15 protein-coding genes, 1 tRNA gene and 1 pseudogene are annotated in these 16,574 nt (G+C 54.0%); 10 read left to right on the top strand and 7 right to left on the bottom strand.

The window, feature by feature from the left end:
- A partial coding sequence (locus tag DPQ25_RS06455) for a hypothetical protein (protein WP_207657297.1) occupies positions 1-265 on the bottom strand: 265 nt, incomplete at its 3' end.
- Positions 266-764: 499 nt separating this feature from the next.
- Here DPQ25_RS06455 and rnhA point away from each other — a divergent pair.
- The 3 genes from rnhA to nifU all read left to right on the top strand — a co-directional run bounded on the left by rnhA (position 765) and on the right by nifU (position 3,355).
- A complete protein-coding gene (gene rnhA / locus DPQ25_RS06450) occupies positions 765-1,217 on the top strand; it encodes a ribonuclease HI (RefSeq protein WP_112332333.1) in 453 nt (150 codons plus the stop codon).
- 303 nt (positions 1,218-1,520) lie between these two features.
- On the top strand, positions 1,521-2,732 hold the full coding sequence (nifS, locus tag DPQ25_RS06445) for a cysteine desulfurase NifS (RefSeq protein WP_112332332.1): 1,212 nt from the start codon (positions 1,521-1,523) through the stop codon (positions 2,730-2,732).
- A gap of 194 nt (positions 2,733-2,926) precedes the next feature.
- Positions 2,927-3,355, top strand: a complete 429-nt coding sequence (gene nifU, locus DPQ25_RS06440) for a Fe-S cluster assembly scaffold protein NifU (protein WP_112332331.1) — start codon at positions 2,927-2,929, stop codon at positions 3,353-3,355.
- 61 nt (positions 3,356-3,416) lie between these two features.
- Here nifU and DPQ25_RS06435 read toward each other — a convergent pair whose 3' ends face one another.
- Complete coding sequence (locus DPQ25_RS06435) at positions 3,417-4,175, bottom strand: helix-turn-helix domain-containing protein (RefSeq protein WP_177576876.1); 759 nt, start codon at positions 4,173-4,175, stop codon at positions 3,417-3,419.
- A 220-nt stretch (positions 4,176-4,395) separates the two neighbouring features.
- Complete coding sequence (locus tag DPQ25_RS06430) at positions 4,396-5,442, bottom strand: cadherin-like beta sandwich domain-containing protein (RefSeq protein WP_112332329.1); 1,047 nt, start codon at positions 5,440-5,442, stop codon at positions 4,396-4,398.
- A 283-nt stretch (positions 5,443-5,725) separates the two neighbouring features.
- Between DPQ25_RS06430 and DPQ25_RS06425 the strand changes: the two genes are divergently transcribed.
- Positions 5,726-6,760, top strand: coding sequence for an SDR family oxidoreductase (locus DPQ25_RS06425; RefSeq protein ID WP_112332328.1), 1,035 nt, complete (start codon positions 5,726-5,728; stop codon positions 6,758-6,760).
- Positions 6,761-6,936: 176 nt separating this feature from the next.
- Here DPQ25_RS06425 and thrS read toward each other — a convergent pair whose 3' ends face one another.
- The 3 genes and pseudogenes from thrS to DPQ25_RS06415 form a co-directional block, all read right to left on the bottom strand.
- Positions 6,937-8,847, bottom strand: a complete 1,911-nt coding sequence (thrS, locus tag DPQ25_RS06420) for a threonine--tRNA ligase (protein ID WP_112332327.1) — start codon at positions 8,845-8,847, stop codon at positions 6,937-6,939.
- Positions 8,848-8,952: 105 nt separating this feature from the next.
- Positions 8,953-9,078 (bottom strand): hypothetical protein, encoded by a 126-nt coding sequence (locus DPQ25_RS15225; RefSeq protein WP_256557054.1) that lies wholly within the window; start codon positions 9,076-9,078, stop codon positions 8,953-8,955.
- 162 nt (positions 9,079-9,240) lie between these two features.
- Positions 9,241-9,611 (bottom strand): annotated as a pseudogene (locus DPQ25_RS06415) (VOC family protein).
- A 258-nt stretch (positions 9,612-9,869) separates the two neighbouring features.
- Here DPQ25_RS06415 and rny point away from each other — a divergent pair.
- The 5 genes from rny to DPQ25_RS06390 all read left to right on the top strand — a co-directional run bounded on the left by rny (position 9,870) and on the right by DPQ25_RS06390 (position 13,956).
- A complete protein-coding gene (gene rny / locus DPQ25_RS06410; RefSeq protein ID WP_112332361.1) occupies positions 9,870-11,450 on the top strand; it encodes a ribonuclease Y in 1,581 nt (526 codons plus the stop codon).
- Positions 11,451-11,639: 189 nt separating this feature from the next.
- A complete protein-coding gene (locus DPQ25_RS06405; protein WP_112332326.1) occupies positions 11,640-12,407 on the top strand; it encodes a TIGR00282 family metallophosphoesterase in 768 nt (255 codons plus the stop codon).
- An 88-nt stretch (positions 12,408-12,495) separates the two neighbouring features.
- Positions 12,496-12,569, top strand: a tRNA-Gly gene (locus tag DPQ25_RS06400).
- A 452-nt stretch (positions 12,570-13,021) separates the two neighbouring features.
- Positions 13,022-13,285, top strand: coding sequence for a matrixin family metalloprotease (locus DPQ25_RS06395; RefSeq protein ID WP_112332325.1), 264 nt, complete (start codon positions 13,022-13,024; stop codon positions 13,283-13,285).
- 17 nt (positions 13,286-13,302) lie between these two features.
- A complete protein-coding gene (locus DPQ25_RS06390; protein ID WP_112332324.1) occupies positions 13,303-13,956 on the top strand; it encodes a hypothetical protein in 654 nt (217 codons plus the stop codon).
- A 485-nt stretch (positions 13,957-14,441) separates the two neighbouring features.
- Here DPQ25_RS06390 and DPQ25_RS06385 read toward each other — a convergent pair whose 3' ends face one another.
- Positions 14,442-15,830, bottom strand: coding sequence for a sodium-dependent transporter (locus tag DPQ25_RS06385; protein WP_112332323.1), 1,389 nt, complete (start codon positions 15,828-15,830; stop codon positions 14,442-14,444).
- A gap of 273 nt (positions 15,831-16,103) precedes the next feature.
- On the opposite strand from DPQ25_RS06385, the gene DPQ25_RS06380 reads away from it, so the two are divergent.
- Positions 16,104-16,442, top strand: a complete 339-nt coding sequence (locus DPQ25_RS06380; RefSeq protein ID WP_177576874.1) for a sporulation initiation factor Spo0A C-terminal domain-containing protein — start codon at positions 16,104-16,106, stop codon at positions 16,440-16,442.
- Positions 16,443-16,574: the final 132 nt, after the last annotated feature.

Raw genomic sequence — 16,574 nt, 5'->3', positions numbered from 1 at the left:
GCTGCGACGGCTGCTTGGCACGCGGCGCGCGCCCTCTTTGCGGCGCTGATTGCGGCGCTGTGCCGGGCCGGGGGGCCTGCTCGCTCCGCTCCCGCGCCTGCGGCGCCGTTTCGCCGCCAATCACCTGGTCCGCGGGCTTTTCCCGCGGCGGCTTCGCCGCAGGGCGTCTCCTTGTTTGCGTGCCTGTAGACGGGGCCTTTACACGGCCATACAAGCCGGCGCCCTCCTTGCTTTCATTGTTCTTATTATTGTTGTCGTTTGTCAAATAAAAAACCTCCATAATTTGGACATAACCAGCAAAGCCCGCCTGCAAACGGTGCGGCGGACAGGGCATGTCTATCATAAAATATATTTAAATGGTCAAATATCATTCTTTCTAAACAAAGGCCTCGGGCAGCTTCAAGCGGAAGCGCCCCCTCCGCCCAGCCCCCGGCAGCAAAAATCAACGCTCCATTTTTGCCGCTGAACCGGCCTGCCAAGCAACCACAGACGTCCGTTTTCTCATGAAAGAACAATTTCCCATTAAACAAACTAAATAAACTATTGTTTTATTGTACCCTGATTCCCCATGCCTGTCAAGATGTGTGGATCGGACTTCTACACAGTTTCCTGTTCTGTAAAATTATTCTGCCAATCTTTGTAAAACTTTATCCACCCGGATGCAATTCATGCTATAATAAATTATAAAAACCGGTTTGCAGCGGACAGGCCTCCAGCTGTATCCGGCGCTCGAAATTTACATATTATTGGAGGGAAAGCCCCGGATGGCTCTAAAAAACGTAGATATTTTTACCGACGGCGCCTGCTCCGGCAACCCCGGCCCCGGCGGGTGGGGTGCTATTTTGCGCTATAACGGCGCCGAAAAGGAAATACACGGCGGTGATGCCCACACCACCAATAACCGCATGGAGCTTTCAGCGGTGATTCACGCGCTGAAGCTGCTGAAGGAAAGCTGCCATGTAGACCTGTACAGCGACTCAAAATATGTGTGCGACGCGATTCAAAAGGGCTGGGCCCTGGGCTGGCGCCGGAACGGCTGGCGAAAAAGCGACAAATCCCCGGCGCTGAACGCCGACCTGTGGGAGGAGCTGCTAACCCTTTTAGAGCGCCACCAGGTGGCCATCCACTGGGTGAAGGGGCACGCCGGCCACCCGGAGAACGAGCGCTGCGACCAGCTCGCTGTTCTCGGCGCGGAAGAGGCACGCGCTCGCCTCTAACCGGCGCGCGGCGGGCTTAGCGGGCTTAAATTGAAAATTTTCTGAATAAATCACCCGTATGCTATTGAAATGTATACTAAAATGGTGTATATTAAAACCAGCCTTAAAGCTACAGGGTTCTCTGTTCTCGCAGCCAAACCGGCACGCTCCGCGTGAACGCCTTTGCCGGGCCGTACGCCGTACCGCCGGCAGCCCCGCCAGGGTTTTGTCCACGCGAAAAAATCACCTTACTGCTGATATTACGCCTTCCGGTGGTGATAATGAGAAACAGGGGCGTTGAAAATAAAGTTAGGATGTGATTTAATGACAGATCAGGAAAAGATAATCTATGCGGACAATGCAGCGACCACGCCGGTCTCCGCCGCGGTCTTTCGGGCCATGGAGCCCTATCTCACTACTTACTACGGCAACCCGTCGAGCATCTACTCAGTAGGCCGTAAGGCAAAAAGAGCCCTGGAAGAGGCGCGGGACGAGGTTGCCCGCTGCCTGAACGCCGAGCCCGGCGAGATTTATTTTACTTCCGGCGGCAGCGAGGCCGACAACTGGGCCATTAAAGGCGCCGCCCACCAATTAGCCAAAAAGGGCAAACGACATATCATCACCACACAATTCGAGCACCACGCTGTTCTGCATACCTGTGCCGCCCTGGAAAAAGAAGGCTTTGAGGTCACCTATTTGCAGGTGCACAGCAATGGCCTTGTCCGCCCGGAGGAGCTCAAGCAGGCCCTGCGGGACGACACGGCGCTGGTCACGGTTATGTATGCAAACAATGAAATCGGCACGCTGCAGCCCATCGCTGAGATCGGCGCCATCTGCCGGGAGCGCGGCGTACTGTTTCACACCGATGCGGTGCAGGCTGTCACCAACGTGCCCATTGACGTCAAACAGCAGCAGATTGACCTGCTCTCTCTGTCGGCTCACAAATTCCATGGGCCCAAGGGCGTCGGCGTCCTCTATTGCCGCAAGGGAATTCTCCTGCCGAACCTGATTGACGGCGGCGCGCAGGAAAGAGGCAAGCGTGCCGGTACAGAAAACGTAGCGGGCATTGTTGGACTGGCCCAGGCCATGAAAGATGCCTGCGCCGGCATGCAGGAGCGGAGCGAACGCCTCACCCGCATGCGGGACCGCCTTATCGGGGAGGTTCTAAAAATTGAACGCAGCCGGCTAAACGGCGATCCTGACCAGCGTTTGCCCGGAAATGTAAATTTTTGCTTCGAGGGCATTGAAGGAGAATCCCTGCTGCTGTTGCTGGACATGCACGGCATCTGTGCATCCTCCGGCTCCGCCTGCACCTCCGGGTCGCTGGACCCCAGCCACGTGCTGCTCTCCATCGGCCTGCCGCACGCAGTCGCGCACGGCTCGCTGCGGCTGTCCTTCAGCGACCAGAACACCGAGGATGACATCGACGCCATTCTCGCGGTTCTGCCCGGCATCATCTCCCGCCTGCGTGCTATGAGCCCGCTTTGGGAGGAGATCCAGACAGGAGCGGTGCAATACGATATTCAGAAGTTTTAAACCCCACACGGCATCTGCCCGGCAGTCCGCCCGGCAAGCTGCCCGGTAATCCGCCCGAAAGGCCTTCTCGAAAGACTTTATAATTGAGCCGCGCGCCGGATAAGATCGAAAAACATCTATTGTAACAATATGTAAGACTACAAAGCCCTATGACAAAGCGCAGGGCCTTAAACAAAGAGGATGGAGGCAACAGTATGGCATATAGTGAAAAGGTAATGGATCATTTTGCAAATCCACGGAATGTCGGTGAAATGGAAAATCCGAGCGGCGTCGGCGAGGTGGGCAACCCAAAATGCGGTGATATTATGCGCATGTATGTTCGCATTGAGGACGGCGTTATCACCGACGTTAAATTTAAAACCTTTGGCTGCGGCGCTGCCATTGCGACCAGCTCCATGGCTACGGAAATGATCAAGGGCAAAACTATTGAGGAGGCGCTGAAGCTCACCAACAAAGCCGTTATGGAGGCGTTGGACGGCCTCCCGCCCGTCAAAGTACACTGCTCTGTTTTGGCGGAGCAGGCAATAAAGGCCGCAATTGCCGACTATTATAAACGGCAGGGAATTGACCCCACCCCCTTGGTCGGGGAGATCCCGGAGTGTGAGGCCTGTTGTAATCTCTGAACTTTATTAAAGAAATGAGGACCTGCTGAATACGCAGGTCCTCATTCTTTTGCCCCAAAGCTTATTCTTCTCTATTTATTGCCAAGCGCAGCAGTCTTCCCAGGTTTTCCTTATTCAGAAACGGCGCCAGCTCCGCGACGGTCTCCAGCGACGCGCTTCCCGCCTCCACACGGCCTACCAGTTCTCCCAGCTGTCCCTGGTCCAGAAATGGAGCCAGGTCCTCCAATATTTCCCCTGCTATCTCCTCGTCCTTCGAGGCCAGCTCCAGCAGCCTGTTCAGGTTTTCCTTATTCAGAAATGGCGCGAGTTCCGCGACGATCTCCATGGTAACAGTCCCTGCTTCCACCCATCCAACCAGTTCAGCCAGCTGATCCTGGTCCAGAAACGGCGCGAGTTCCTCCAGCACCTCTACATTAATCTTCTTTTTTGGGCCTTCTCCTGCAGTTTCATTGGTCCAGCCCGCGGTATTCACCAAATTATCCACAATTTCTTCCACCTGAGACGGCTTCAGCAACGGCGCGACCTCGGCTATCTCTTCCAAAGGAGCCGCGCTCCTTTGGATATAATCTTCCACATCGCCGCTCAGGACGTGCTGAATCATTTCCTCCCCACTATTCCCCGCCAGCAAACTGTCAACGGACACTCCAAAAATTCCGGCAAGCTCCGGCAGCTTGGAAATATCCGGCATCGAGCTTCCCCTCTCCCAGTTGCTGACCGCCTGATAGCTGACCCCCATCCGGTCCGCCAGCTCCATCTGCGTTAAATTACATTTTTTCCTCAGCTTTCCGATTTTTCTGCCGACTATCTGTACATCAAACATTAGCACTGCCTCCCAATTGACTAATTTAGACCGCGCCCGGGCCTGCCGGTGCATTTCTCCGGCGCCACCCTGTACCGGCAACCTCAGTATAGCAAGAGCGCAAAAAGGAATCAATCAAGCGGCTCTTGAGTTTATTTTTATTTTGCCCCGCAGTCCTGCAAAAAACAGAAGCGCCCGCTCAAGCGTTGCTTGAGCGGGCCGCGGCACAGCCGCTCGGCCTTTAGGGCTGCTTCTTTTTCTTCAGCATGGCATACCCTACAAAAAACAGGGCGGCCGCCAATAGTACCACCGCGCCGACCAGCAGATAGTTGGCCATTGTGTTTCCCTCTACAAAAAGCTCACGGTTTCCACCTGGGCTCTGCACACCAGCTTGACTGCCGGATACCGCGGTGCCCGGCGCCAGGGAGCCGCTTTTCTCCGAATGTTCCTCCCCATCCGTCCGGATACCGGAGGACGCATGCGGCCCCTTCCCCGTATTATGCGAGGCCGTCCCCGCGGGGCCGTTCGCTGCGCGTCTCACTAAAATTTGATAGACCGCTTTATCCTTCTTGTCCGCGCTTAAAACCGTTATGCTGATGTTGGTTTCCTTTCCTGCGGCGCTCAGCTTCTTCCGGCTTGCCTTAACCGTACAGCCGCCGGCTGCCTGTGCCTGAAATTCCACCGTGGAAACATCGCTTCCCACCGAAAGCTCATATGAAAAGCATTCCGGTGAAAAGGGCGGCTGAAGCGCCCCCGCGGATGGTTCCAGCGCCAGCAGCCGAACGCCGGCCGGCGGAATATTGCTGATTTCTACTTCATGAACGGACGAAAAGCTTCCGCCCACCGGATGGACCGCACCGTCATATGCCTGGTCGATTGTAACCGTAATCCTCGCTTTTCCCGGGGCGGGCAGGGCCTTAAACAAATAGACCGCCACTGCGCCTGTTCCCGCCACGGCTTTTCCGCCGGACAAATCCGCCGCGTAGACGCTGCGCACTACGCCGCTGCCGGAGGAATCCGTATAGTAATCCGCCTTAGGAAGCCAGCCCGCAAGCTCAACCCGCTGGAAGGCCAGCTTACCTGCATCATAGGCAATACTTGCCCGAAACCCCGCCAGGTCCGCTCCGTCTTCCATAAAGACGGCAACACGAATTTCCTGCCCCGCCATCGCGCTTTCCGCCGTCTCCACCGCAAAGCAATCCTGGGCACGGGCGGAGACAGCCGGCATAGGCAGCAATAGAATCAGCAGCAATGCCGCTAGGCACAAACGGCGGCACAGGTCTTTCATCGGATTCCCTCCCCCTGCTCTATGGTGCAAAAACAGCCTGTCCTTCTGTATAAAAGAGCCGTTTCCGGCCTAAAATAATAAATCCGTCCCGCTTTGTTCCGTGTTCAGAGCCCGGTGGCCTCTCACCGGCAGCGGACATTTTAAGAATACATATACTAATTTTTAAAATTGTGATATGATACAGACAGGCTTTATTCTCAGATATGGCCTGCTGTCATAGCACAGAGCTGCCAAATGGAAAAATTTACCTTTATTATAATACAGAACAGAAGGAGCGTGCAAGATGAAAGCATTATTTTTAGGCGGCACCGGTACAATCAGTTCCGCCTGTGTTCAGCTCGCATTGTCCCAGGGCTGGGACATCACCCTGATGAACCGGGGCAACCACGCCGGAGACGTGCCTGCGGACGTCGAGCTTCTCAAGGTGGACTGCAATGACTCCGAGGCCGTCCGCCGGGCCGTATGGGGAAAAAGCTACGATGTCATCGCGGATTTTATCGCTTTTACACCGCTACAGGCCAGCCGCGACATTGAGCTGTTCCGGGAAAAATGCGGACAATATATTTTTATCAGCTCCGCATCCGCTTATCAAAAGCCAATGAACCACTACCAAATCCGGGAGGACACCCCGCTGAAAAACCCTTACTGGCAATACTCGCGGGACAAAATTGAATGTGAGGAGCTGCTGACAGCGGCTTACCGCAAGCTGGATTTTCCAGTCACCATTGTGCGCCCCAGCCACACCTATGGGCTCAAAAGCATTCCTGTGCCCATTCACGGCGCTAAGGGAAGCTGGCAGGTGGTTCGCCGTATGCTGGCGGGCAAGCCCATTATTGTGCACGGGGACGGCCTCTCCCTGTGGACCTTCACCTACAACACGGATTTTGCCAAGGGCTTTTGTGGCTTGATGGGCAACCCCAAAGCCATTGGGGAGGCCGTCCACATCACCAGCGACGAATCGCTGACCTGGAACGACGCCTGCCGCTCCATTGGGCGGGCATTTGGGGTAGAGCCGCACTTCGTCCACATTTCCAGCGACTTTCTCGCCGCCTTCAACGCAGACCTCCTCGGCGCTCTGCTCGGCGACAAGGCGCATTCCGTGGTCTTTGACAACAGCAAAATCAAACGCCTGGTTCCCGGGTTTTGTGCCAACATATGCTTTGACGAGGGCGTACGCCGGTGTGCCGCTTATATCCAGGCCCACCCGGAATACCAGGCGGAGGACCCCGGCTTTGATGCCTGGTGCGACAGCGTGATCGCCGCCTATTTTTCGGGGCTGACGGCCCGGCCTTCCACCGGCCCGGCGTCCGGCGCTTAAGCTGCCGCGCGGAAAGCCCGTTTCCTCCCCGGTGAACAGGTAAATCCGTCTTAAAAACTTCATAAAAACAGGCAGGCGAACAAATTCGCCTGCCTGTTTCTTTTAACCCAGCTCACAGCCTGGCCGGTAACTATGCAAAAGCATCCGGTAAGTGAAAGCCGAACGGGCTTTACCGCTTAGTCCACCGCCTTACCGGCAATTTCCTTCCGCGCCTGCTCCACAAAGGCCTCCAGCGCCATGCTGCCGGCATCCCCGCCCTTACGGCGGCGGACGGAAACCGTGCCTTCCTCGACCTCCCGGTCGCCGACCACCAGCATATAAGGCACCTTTTGCAGCTGGGCCTCGCGGATTTTATAGCCAATCTTCTCACTGCGTGAATCCAGCTCGGCACGCAGCCCTGCCGCCGCCAGCCGTTCGCTGATCTCCCTGGCCCTGCCCAGCTGATGCTCACTGATGGGCAGCACCTTGACCTGAACAGGCGCCAGCCACATGGGGAAGGCGCCGGCAAAGTGCTCGGTCAATATGCCGATGAAGCGTTCTATACTGCCAAACACCACACGATGAATCATAATCGGGCGGTGGCGGCCGCCGTCCGCCCCCACATATTCCAGCTCGAAACGCTCAGGCAGCTGGAAATCAAGCTGAATGGTTCCACACTGCCAGGTGCGGCCAAGGCAATCCGTCAGGTGGAAGTCCAGCTTCGGGCCGTAGAAAGCGCCGTCGCCCTCATTGACCTCGTACTCATAGCCCAGCTCCGTAATAGCGGCGCGCAGCGCGTCCGTCGCATGGTTCCAAACCGCCTCGTCGCCCATGTGGTCCTCCGGCATGGTTGAAAGCTCAATATGGTAGCTGAAACCAAAGGTGCTGTAAACCTTATCGATTAAGCGGACAACGCCCTTGATCTCGTCCTTGATCTGGTCTGGCATCATGAAGATATGCGCATCATCCTGTGTAAAGCAGCGCACGCGCATAAGGCCGTGCAGGGCGCCGGAAAGCTCATGCCTGTGCACCAGGCCCAGCTCGCCAATACGCAGGGGCAAATCCTTGTAGGAGTGCATCTTCGTCTTGTAGACCAAAATGCCGCCCGGGCAGTTCATCGGCTTAATGGCGTAGTCCTCTTCATCAATGACCGTCGTATACATATTGTCCTTATAATGATCCCAGTGCCCGCTTCTCTCCCACAGCTTGCGGCTCAAGATGACCGGCGTGGAAATTTCCTGATAGCCGGCCTCTCGGTGGATTTCACGCCAATAGTCGATCAGCAGGTTTTTCAGCACCATACCCTTGGGCAGAAAGAATGGGAAGCCCGGCCCCTCATCCATAATGGTAAACAGCTCCAGCTCACGGCCCAGCTTGCGGTGATCGCGCTTCTTAGCCTCTTCCAGCATGTTCATATAAGCGTCCAGGTCCGCCGCCTTGGGGAAGGAGATGCCGTACACGCGCTGCAGCATTTTATTATTGGCATCTCCGCGCCAATAAGCGCCCGTACAGTTAGTAAGGCGTACAGCCTTGACGTTGCCGGTACTCATCAGATGCGGGCCGGCGCACAGATCCGTGTACTCGCCCTGGCGGTAAAAGCTGATTTTCTCGCCCTTGCCGGAGTGCTCGGCGATTAGTTCCACCTTATAGGGCTGATGCTCCTGCTCCATCAGGGCCGTGGCCTCCTCCGGAGAAAGCTCAAACCGCTCTAGGGGAAGGTTTTCCTTGATGATCTTCTTCATCTCTGCCTCAATGGCCGTCAAATCCTCCGGTACCAGGGTTCTCGGCAGGTCGATGTCGTAATAAAAGCCGTTCTCAATGGCCGGGCCGATTGCCAGCGCCGCCTCTGGGAACAAGCGCTTGACTGCCTGCGCCAGAATATGCGCTGTGGTGTGCCAATAGGCATGCTTGCCCTCCGCGCTGTCAAACGTCAGAATTTCCAGCTTGCTGTCCTCCGTCACCGGGGTCCGCAGGTCCACCGCCTTACCGTTCAGCCGCCCGGCGCATGCCGCCTTATATAAGCCCATGCCCAGCGACTTGGCGACTTCGGCAACCGTTACGCCGCTTTCAAACTCCCTGACATCGCCCTTTAAATCAATTTTTACCATCCTCACGCGCTCCTTTTCTAAAAAATAACAAGCCCCGCCCCTGCAAATGAGGGGCGGGGCTGAATGCTCCGCGGTTCCACCCTGATTTCCCACAAAAAGTGGCTCTCAGCAGCCCTTAACGCGGGCCGGACGGCACACCTTATACTCGGTACGCACTCCAAGGCGGTTTCCTGCTTTCAAAATCTCACCCGCGTTTTCAGCCCATGGCGCAGGCTCTCTGCCAGATTTCATGAAAGAGGCTTCCTTTTCAACATTTTAATGTTATCCAATTTTTTATCAAACGCCACACACGTTCCCGCTGCACGCGCACCGGGCATTGATGGCTTTTGTGCTTGTTATTATCATAGCACGCCGCCGCCGCTTTGTCAAGGCAGCCGGAGGCGCCCGCGGGCGCTACCCCCTGCCGGGAATAATTTCAATCCAATAACCGTCCGGGTCCTCAATAAAATAATACCCCATGGCCTCATTTTCAAAGCAGACGCAGCCCATGCTCTTATGCAGGCGGTAGGCCGCCTCATAATCATCCGCCTGAAAGGCCAGGTGAAACTCATTGTAGCCTAAGTCATAGGGCTCCGTGCGGTCTCTCAGCCAAGTGAGCTCCAACGCACAGCCAGCGGCGCCAGCGCCGAGAAACGCCAGCACAAAGCTGCCGTCCGCCGGTTCCTTACGGCGCAGCTCCCGCAGCCCCAGGGCTTTTGGTAAAATTCCAGCGAGCGCTCCAGGCTGAGCACGTTAAAATTATGATCGTTAAAGGTAAAATGCATAAGATATACACTCCTCTTTTATATAAAATACAGAAATATTTCATTTTTATGATGCCCTCCCTGTCTCCTTTTGCAAGCACTTCACCGCTTCACACCTAGAAAAAACTTCCTTTACCGCCAATTTTCAGGGCTTATATGAGCCGTCTAAATTCCTTGACATCCGGGGTAAAAAAGTAATACAATTAATATTACGGTGCAGCCGGTGCTGCGCCCTGGGAATAACGCGCCCATCAATATTTAAATTTAACATTGATAAAAATGAAAGAAGAGGAGGTGCCAGCAGATTTGGACCCGGTTCTTGTTGTAATAATCGGAGTGGCCTGTGCCGCGGTTGCCGGTGCAATCGCATTTTTCGCAGGGATCCGCTACCGTAAAAAGAAAGCTGAGTTTTCCATCGGCTCCGCAGAAGAAGAAGCCAAACGGATTGTCGGTGATGCCATAAAGACCGCTGAAGCAAAGAAGAAGGAAGCCGTCTTAGAGGGTAAGGATGAAATTCACCGCCTGCGCGACGAAAGCGAACGTGAGCTGAACGACCGCCGCAGGGAAGTCCAGCGGCAGGAACGCCGTATTCAGCAAAAAGAAGAAACACTCGACAAAAAGCTCGAGGGTCTTGAAGCCAAGGACGAGGCGCTGGCCAACAAGGTAAAACAGGCGGAGGAACGTCTCAACGAGGCGGAGGCCGTCAAAAAAAGCCAATTTGAAATGCTGGAACGCATTTCCGGTTTTACTTCCGATCAGGCAAAGGACTACTTGCTTCAAAAGCTGGAAAACGAACTGGCCCATGAAAAGGCCGTTAAAATGATGGAGTTTGAGCAGCAGACCCGTGACGACGCTGAGAAAACCGCCCGCGAGATTATCTCCATGGCCATTCAGCGCTGTGCAGCCGACCATGTGGCGGAGGCCACCATCTCCGTTGTTCCGCTTCCCAACGACGAAATGAAGGGCCGCATCATCGGCCGTGAGGGCCGCAATATCCGTGCGATTGAAACGATGACCGGCGTAGACCTTATCATTGACGACACGCCGGAGGCCATCACGCTTTCCTGCTTTGAACCCGTGCGCCGCGAGGTGGCCCGCATTGCGCTGGAGCGCCTGATCTCTGATGGACGTATTCACCCCGCCCGCATTGAGGAAACAATTGATAAAGCCCGCCGTGAGGTGGAGGCGACGATTAAGCAGGAGGGTGAGCGCGCCGTCATTGAGGCCGGCGTCAATGGAATTCATCCCGAACTGGTTAAGCTTTTGGGGCGGCTGCGTTACCGCACTAGCTACGGCCAGAATGTTTTGAACCATTCGCTTGAGGTTGCCTACCTGGCCGGTATTATGGCCTCTGAGCTTGGGCTTGACCCCACCACCGCACGCCGTGCCGGCCTGCTGCACGACATTGGCAAAGCGCTGGATCATGAAATTGAAGGTTCGCACGTAGACATCGGCGTTGACGTTGCCCGTAAATATAAGGAGAGCGAGACGGTAATCCACGCCATTCAGGCGCACCACGGCGACGTGGAGGCCCGCACCGTGATTGCCTGCCTGGTTCAGGCCGCCGACGCCATCTCTGCTGCACGGCCCGGCGCACGCCGTGAAAACCTTGAAAATTACATTAAGCGCCTTGAAAAGCTTGAGGAGGTCGCCTCTTCCTTTGAAGGCGTGGAACGCTGCTTCGCGATTCAGGCCGGCCGTGAAATCCGTATTATGGTTAAGCCGGATGTCATCACGGACGACAAGATGATCCTTCTTGCGAAGGATATCTGTAAGAAAATTGAAAACGACCTCGAATACCCCGGCCAGATCAAGGTTAATATTATTCGTGAGAGCCGCGCGATTGAGTACGCAAAATAGCAGCCTCACGGCCAGAACCGGCACAGAGATGTGCCGGTTTTTTGTTGCCCGGTTTCGGCACGCGGACATTGCCGGCCCCTATTGTCAAGCCGGCAAAAAGAAGCTATAATAAATAAGGATTAGCGGTGTAACCCTACCCTATTGTAAACGAAGGAGGGATGCGGCCGGGCAGCTACCCCGCCGCTTTTTATGAACTTAATGATGATTGGCGATGTTGTGGGCAGTACCGGCTGTAAATTTCTGCGCGCCCACCTCCCTGCCTTTAAAAAATTAAAACAGATTGACGTGGTGGTTGCCAACGGCGAAAACTCAGCGGATGGCAACGGCATCACGCCCGCCTCCGCCGATTATCTTTTTAAGAGCGGCGTGGACGTCATCACCGCGGGGAACCACACCTTTCGCAGAAAGGAATGCTACGAGCTTTTCGACACCTGCGAAACGCTTCTGCGCCCGGCTAACTTCCCCCCCTCCGCGCCTGGGCGCGGGCTGTGCATCCTCGACCTGGGCCGGCTTCAGGTTGCCGTCATCAACCTGATGGGCGTTGTCTACATGGAGCCCATGGACTCCCCCTTTGATACGGCCGACCGCCTCCTCAGCCAGGATCTCCCCCGAGTGATCCTCGTAGACATACATGCTGAGGCCACGGGCGAAAAACGGAGCTTGGCCTACTACCTGGACGGGCGCGTCTCCGCCGTCATCGGCACCCACACCCACGTGCAAACCGCCGACGAATGCATCCTCGAAAACGGGACCGCCTATCTCTCCGATGCAGGTATGACCGGCCCCCTTCACTCCGTGCTGGGCGTAAAGCCGGAACTGGTCATTCAGAAGATGCGCTCTCACATGCCGGTGCGCTTTGATTTGGCAAGCGGTGACTGTGGGCTGGACGGCGTCTTATTAGACATTGATGAACGGACCGGGAAAGCCCGATCTATCGAGCGTGTACAAATTCGTTGATTTTATAAGAGAGCTAAAAAGCAGGGAGATTTTCTTCTTGCTTTTTTAATTTTGTTATGCTATAATACTTCTTGCAAAATAGAAATCTGCGGGAATAGTTCAGTGGTAGAACATCAGCTTCCCAAGCTGAATATGGGGGTTCGATTCCCCTTTCCCGCTCCACATCGGAACGAGTTGTGCTCGTTCCGATTTTTTATTTCACAAAAAATCAGTCACCCGCTTCACTGTTCTTCCTTTTCCGCAAAAAAGTCACATTGTGCCTTGCTGTTTGCTTGTAAACGCGTTCACAACGCTTCGGCCTGCTGAACAAGTTTTGCGGGGTGCGAGCGTTTAGCCCATCGTCTAAACTATGGAACAGCACGTTTTCGGTTCAGCTTTTTATCGTGAAAAAGACCATTTCCCAGGCAAATAGTCATAAAACGAGCCCAGTGCCAAGCAAAAAGAAAAATTTTTAGAAACTAAAAGCAGGTTACCGTACAACCTGCCCACACAAAATGATTGATAAACAGCTTTAGACAGCAAGGAGATAATGCATAAAAAAAATAAATATGTTTGTATAAAAATGAAATTGAATACTATGCCGAAGAGGTATAAATTAAAAAGAAGGGAGGGCAATGTATTCTTATTCTACCTATGATGCGAATGCTTATTTTGCAAAGGCCACCTGCCATTTGAACATTCATTATACGAACGGATATGTGCAGGCAAAACGCCAATCCGTGGCAATGCATGAAATCGGGCACGCGCTGGGCTTGGCGGATATTCGCGACCCAAACAGCAAAACGATTATGAATTACAGTCCGGCATATCGTTATGATCAGATTAAAATAAGCAGGATACAGCAGGATGATATAAGTGGTATCAATGCGATTTATTAAGAAAGGAGCGATTTTGTATGAAGAGAGGGTTCAAAGCCGCCATGCTGGCCTTGGTGCTGGGATTGTGCAGCTCTTTTGCGCTCAGCGCCTGCTCTGCGGGCAGCAAACCAGCGCCTGACCCGGATGCGGGCCTGCGCCGCCAGGTGATGCATGCCAGCTGGGCAAAAGGCTACGCTTCTGTAGAGGAGCTGATGGCCGACACGGACTTTGCCGGATTGATCGAGGTGACCGGTGTGGTGCGTGTGGAAAACAGCGGAGCACATCTTTCAGAGGGTTCCATGGCAATGCCGGCAACCGTTTTCTCCGCGCGTGTGTTGGACGCTGCCGCCGGCGGCCAGACGGAGCTGGAAATTTATATGACGGGAGAAAGAACGGACGAAGAGGTCTTTGAGCTTGCCGATGATCCATTGATGGCTAGCGGTGAAAAGTGGTTTATCTTTGCGCGCCAGAACGATAACGGTACGCATACGATTCTCACCGGCCCATGCGGACGCTTTGCTTATGATGAAGCGCAACAGCGCCTGACGCAGTTGATGATTGCGGTGGATCAGGAAACAGGCGCGGTCAACGCAAAGGCCAAGGTGAACGCGGACGAGATCCCAAACGGCGCCATCCCGCCGATGACACTGGCAGAAATGAAAGATAAAATTGCCGAAGCGCAGGCTAAATAAAGCAGCAGCTGTTGCGCGAGCCCATTTCGCCCTCAGCTTGGGCCTTTTGCGGTTTATTTGCTGTTTATATGAATGCCAAAAGCTTCGGCGGGCGAAAGCCTCGTCTTCTATGCACGCCCTGACAAACCCGGGAAGCAAGCTTTTGTCCGCCCGCCTGCAATACGCTCTACCCGGGCGCGCAAGAGACGGGCATTCTCAAAAGACCGCCCGTTTTCGTAAAAAAGAGCAGCAGCCGGTATAGAAAAAATTCTTTTCCGGCTCTGTGAATACCTTCGTTATCGGGGAGCGAGGAACACGATCCGCAAGCACAGCTCTGCCTCGCCGGATGTACTTTACCGCCGGTTTATAACGACAAGGCCCTGCACTTTAAAAAGTGCAGGGCCTTCATCATTTGCATGCAGAAATTTACGTCCGAAAAGGAAGGGGCGGCCGCCCCCTTCTTTACCAGCTGCCGCCGGAGAACAGCGGCCTTTAAGCGTCTGCTGTCAACCCGCGCCAAAGAGCTGCGGGAAAAACTTGGCGAGGTATCCTTGAATAAAGATCAGTAAAACAATGACTGGTAAAATATAGGTGACATAAACACGAATCCAACGCGGGAAGCGCAGCCCCTTGCCGGTATTGGCCTCTGCGAGAAAATTATTCCAGCCCCAGCCATAACGGGAGGTGCAGAACATCAGATAAACCAGCGAACCAAGCGGCAGCACATTGTTGCTGACCAGGAAGTCCTCAAGATCCATAATCGTGCTGCCCGCACCCAAAGGCTGAAAGCCGCTCAGCAGGTTGAACCCCAGGACGCAGGGAACCGAAAGTACCAGAATCAGTCCCCAACTGACCAAAACCGCTTTTTTCCTGCTCCATCCCAGCATGTCCATCCAGCAGGAAATAATATTTTCAAATACGGCAATAACCGTGGACAATGCCGCAAACAGCAAAAACACAAAAAAGAGAAAACCCCAAATCCGGCCGCCCGGTATGGCGGCGAACACGTTCGGCAGGGTTACAAAAATCAAGTTGGGCCCGCTGTCCGGCTGGATGCCAAAGGTGAAGCACGCCGGGAAAATAATTAACCCGGCAATCAGCGCGACGCTTGTGTCCAAAACCGTCACCCGCACCGCCTCGCTCGTCAGCGCGTGCTTTTTATCAATATAGCTGCCAAAGATGGCAATGGACCCCATACCGATGCTCAGGGTAAAAAACGCCTGGCCCATCGCATCGAAAATAGCGTTGAAAATACCGTTTTCCGTCAGCTTGGAAAAATCGGGCAGCAGGTAAAACTCCAGCCCCTCCGCTGCGCCGGAAAGCGTCATAGAGTGTACCGCAAGCACCACCATAATCCCCAGCAGGCACAGCATCATCACCTTGGTAATTTTCTCCACGCCGTTTTTCAGGCCGAAGGAACAAATGGCAAAGCAAAGCGTGACAACAACAACCATGGCAAGCCCCATCACCAATGGGTCCGCCTGCATCTGGGCGAAAATCTCTTTCACCTGCTCGGTGTTTTTCTGCTCAAATTCACCAAAAAGCATCTTACCGCAATAGAGCAACATCCAACCGCCCACTGTTGTATAGAACATCATCAGCAGGATATTGCCCGCAATGGAGGTGTATTTATGAAGGTGCCATTTGCTCCCCGCCGGCTCCAGCGCATCAAACGAGGCCGCCACACTGCGCTGGCTGGCCCGGCCTACCGAGAACTCCATGACCATAATCGGCAACCCCAAAATCAGCAAGAACACCAGGTACAAAAGCACAAAAGCCGCCCCGCCGTATTTTCCCGTAATAAACGGAAACCGCCAGACATTTCCCAACCCAATTGCACAACCAGCCGAGATCAATAAAAACCCCAGCCTTGACGAAAATTTTTCACGCTGCATGGCGCGACCGCCTTTCTGAAATTAATCTGCGGAGATAAAGCATGTGTTTATGTTAACAAATTTTTCATATTTATACAAGGGATTCACAAAAATATTTTAGGCTCCTTCTGACCTTCCACAATTTACAGGCAGCCCTTGACCGTTTCTTTTTCAAATGAGCGCCCGCAAAAAGATGTCTTTTTTAGATGAAACAAGTAGTATTGTGACCAAAATTTACCATTTCGTTCCATTATGTCTTATTATGTTTTTAGCCTAAATTGGAGGAGGATCAAGATGACTGAAACAATCGAAATTCGCACCCTGCTGATGTCCCTGGGAATCGGGCCAAAATACCGTGGATTCCAATACACCATTTATGCGGTTACCCTGACCCTTGAGGATGAGGAACGCCTCTTCTCCGTAACGCGTTCCCTTTATGGAGATGTCGCCGCCCATTTTTCGACGACCTGGAACTGCGTGGAGCGCAACATCCGTACTGTAATTGCCGTCTGCTGGAAAAATAACCGGGAGAAGCTGGAAGAAATTGCCGGCTACCATATGACAAAGCAGCCCACTCCCGCAGATTTTATCAGCATTCTCTATAACCACCTTTACCGGAAAATATCCGCTTAATAGCCCCGGCCAGTCAACTTTGGGCGGAACGAACAGCGTAGCCCACTGACCTCTTGTGTTCTTAACGCCCGCTGTAAAAGCCTGCTCCTGTTTTGAACAATCCCTTTCCGAGGCGTAAAAAAGCTCCGCGGC

Origin of the sequence: Hydrogeniiclostridium mannosilyticum, from assembly GCF_003268275.1 — a bacterium.
GTDB classification, from domain to species: Bacteria; Bacillota; Clostridia; order Oscillospirales; family Acutalibacteraceae; genus Hydrogeniiclostridium; species Hydrogeniiclostridium mannosilyticum.
The sequence above is the reverse complement of the archived record's forward strand: the minus strand, read 5'-3'. Positions and strand labels throughout refer to the sequence as shown.

Bases quoted from the DNA above. Each gene is read 5' to 3' on its own strand.
- DPQ25_RS06405 (WP_112332326.1), top strand. From the start codon at position 11,640: ATGAACTTAATGATGATTGGCGATGTTGTGGGCAGTACCGGCTGTAAA.
- DPQ25_RS06395 (WP_112332325.1), top strand. From the start codon at position 13,022: ATGTATTCTTATTCTACCTATGATGCGAATGCTTATTTTGCAAAGGCC.
- DPQ25_RS06430 (WP_112332329.1), bottom strand. From the start codon at position 5,442: ATGAAAGACCTGTGCCGCCGTTTGTGCCTAGCGGCATTGCTGCTGATT.
- DPQ25_RS06425 (WP_112332328.1), top strand. From the start codon at position 5,726: ATGAAAGCATTATTTTTAGGCGGCACCGGTACAATCAGTTCCGCCTGT.
- DPQ25_RS06380 (WP_177576874.1), top strand. From the start codon at position 16,104: ATGACTGAAACAATCGAAATTCGCACCCTGCTGATGTCCCTGGGAATC.
- DPQ25_RS06435 (WP_177576876.1), bottom strand. From the start codon at position 4,175: ATGTTTGATGTACAGATAGTCGGCAGAAAAATCGGAAAGCTGAGGAAA.
- rnhA (WP_112332333.1), top strand. From the start codon at position 765: ATGGCTCTAAAAAACGTAGATATTTTTACCGACGGCGCCTGCTCCGGC.
- thrS (WP_112332327.1), bottom strand. From the start codon at position 8,847: ATGGTAAAAATTGATTTAAAGGGCGATGTCAGGGAGTTTGAAAGCGGC.
- rny (WP_112332361.1), top strand. From the start codon at position 9,870: ATGAAAGAAGAGGAGGTGCCAGCAGATTTGGACCCGGTTCTTGTTGTA.
- DPQ25_RS06390 (WP_112332324.1), top strand. From the start codon at position 13,303: ATGAAGAGAGGGTTCAAAGCCGCCATGCTGGCCTTGGTGCTGGGATTG.
- DPQ25_RS15225 (WP_256557054.1), bottom strand. From the start codon at position 9,078: ATGAAATCTGGCAGAGAGCCTGCGCCATGGGCTGAAAACGCGGGTGAG.
- nifS (WP_112332332.1), top strand. From the start codon at position 1,521: ATGACAGATCAGGAAAAGATAATCTATGCGGACAATGCAGCGACCACG.
- DPQ25_RS06385 (WP_112332323.1), bottom strand. From the start codon at position 15,830: ATGCAGCGTGAAAAATTTTCGTCAAGGCTGGGGTTTTTATTGATCTCG.
- nifU (WP_112332331.1), top strand. From the start codon at position 2,927: ATGGCATATAGTGAAAAGGTAATGGATCATTTTGCAAATCCACGGAAT.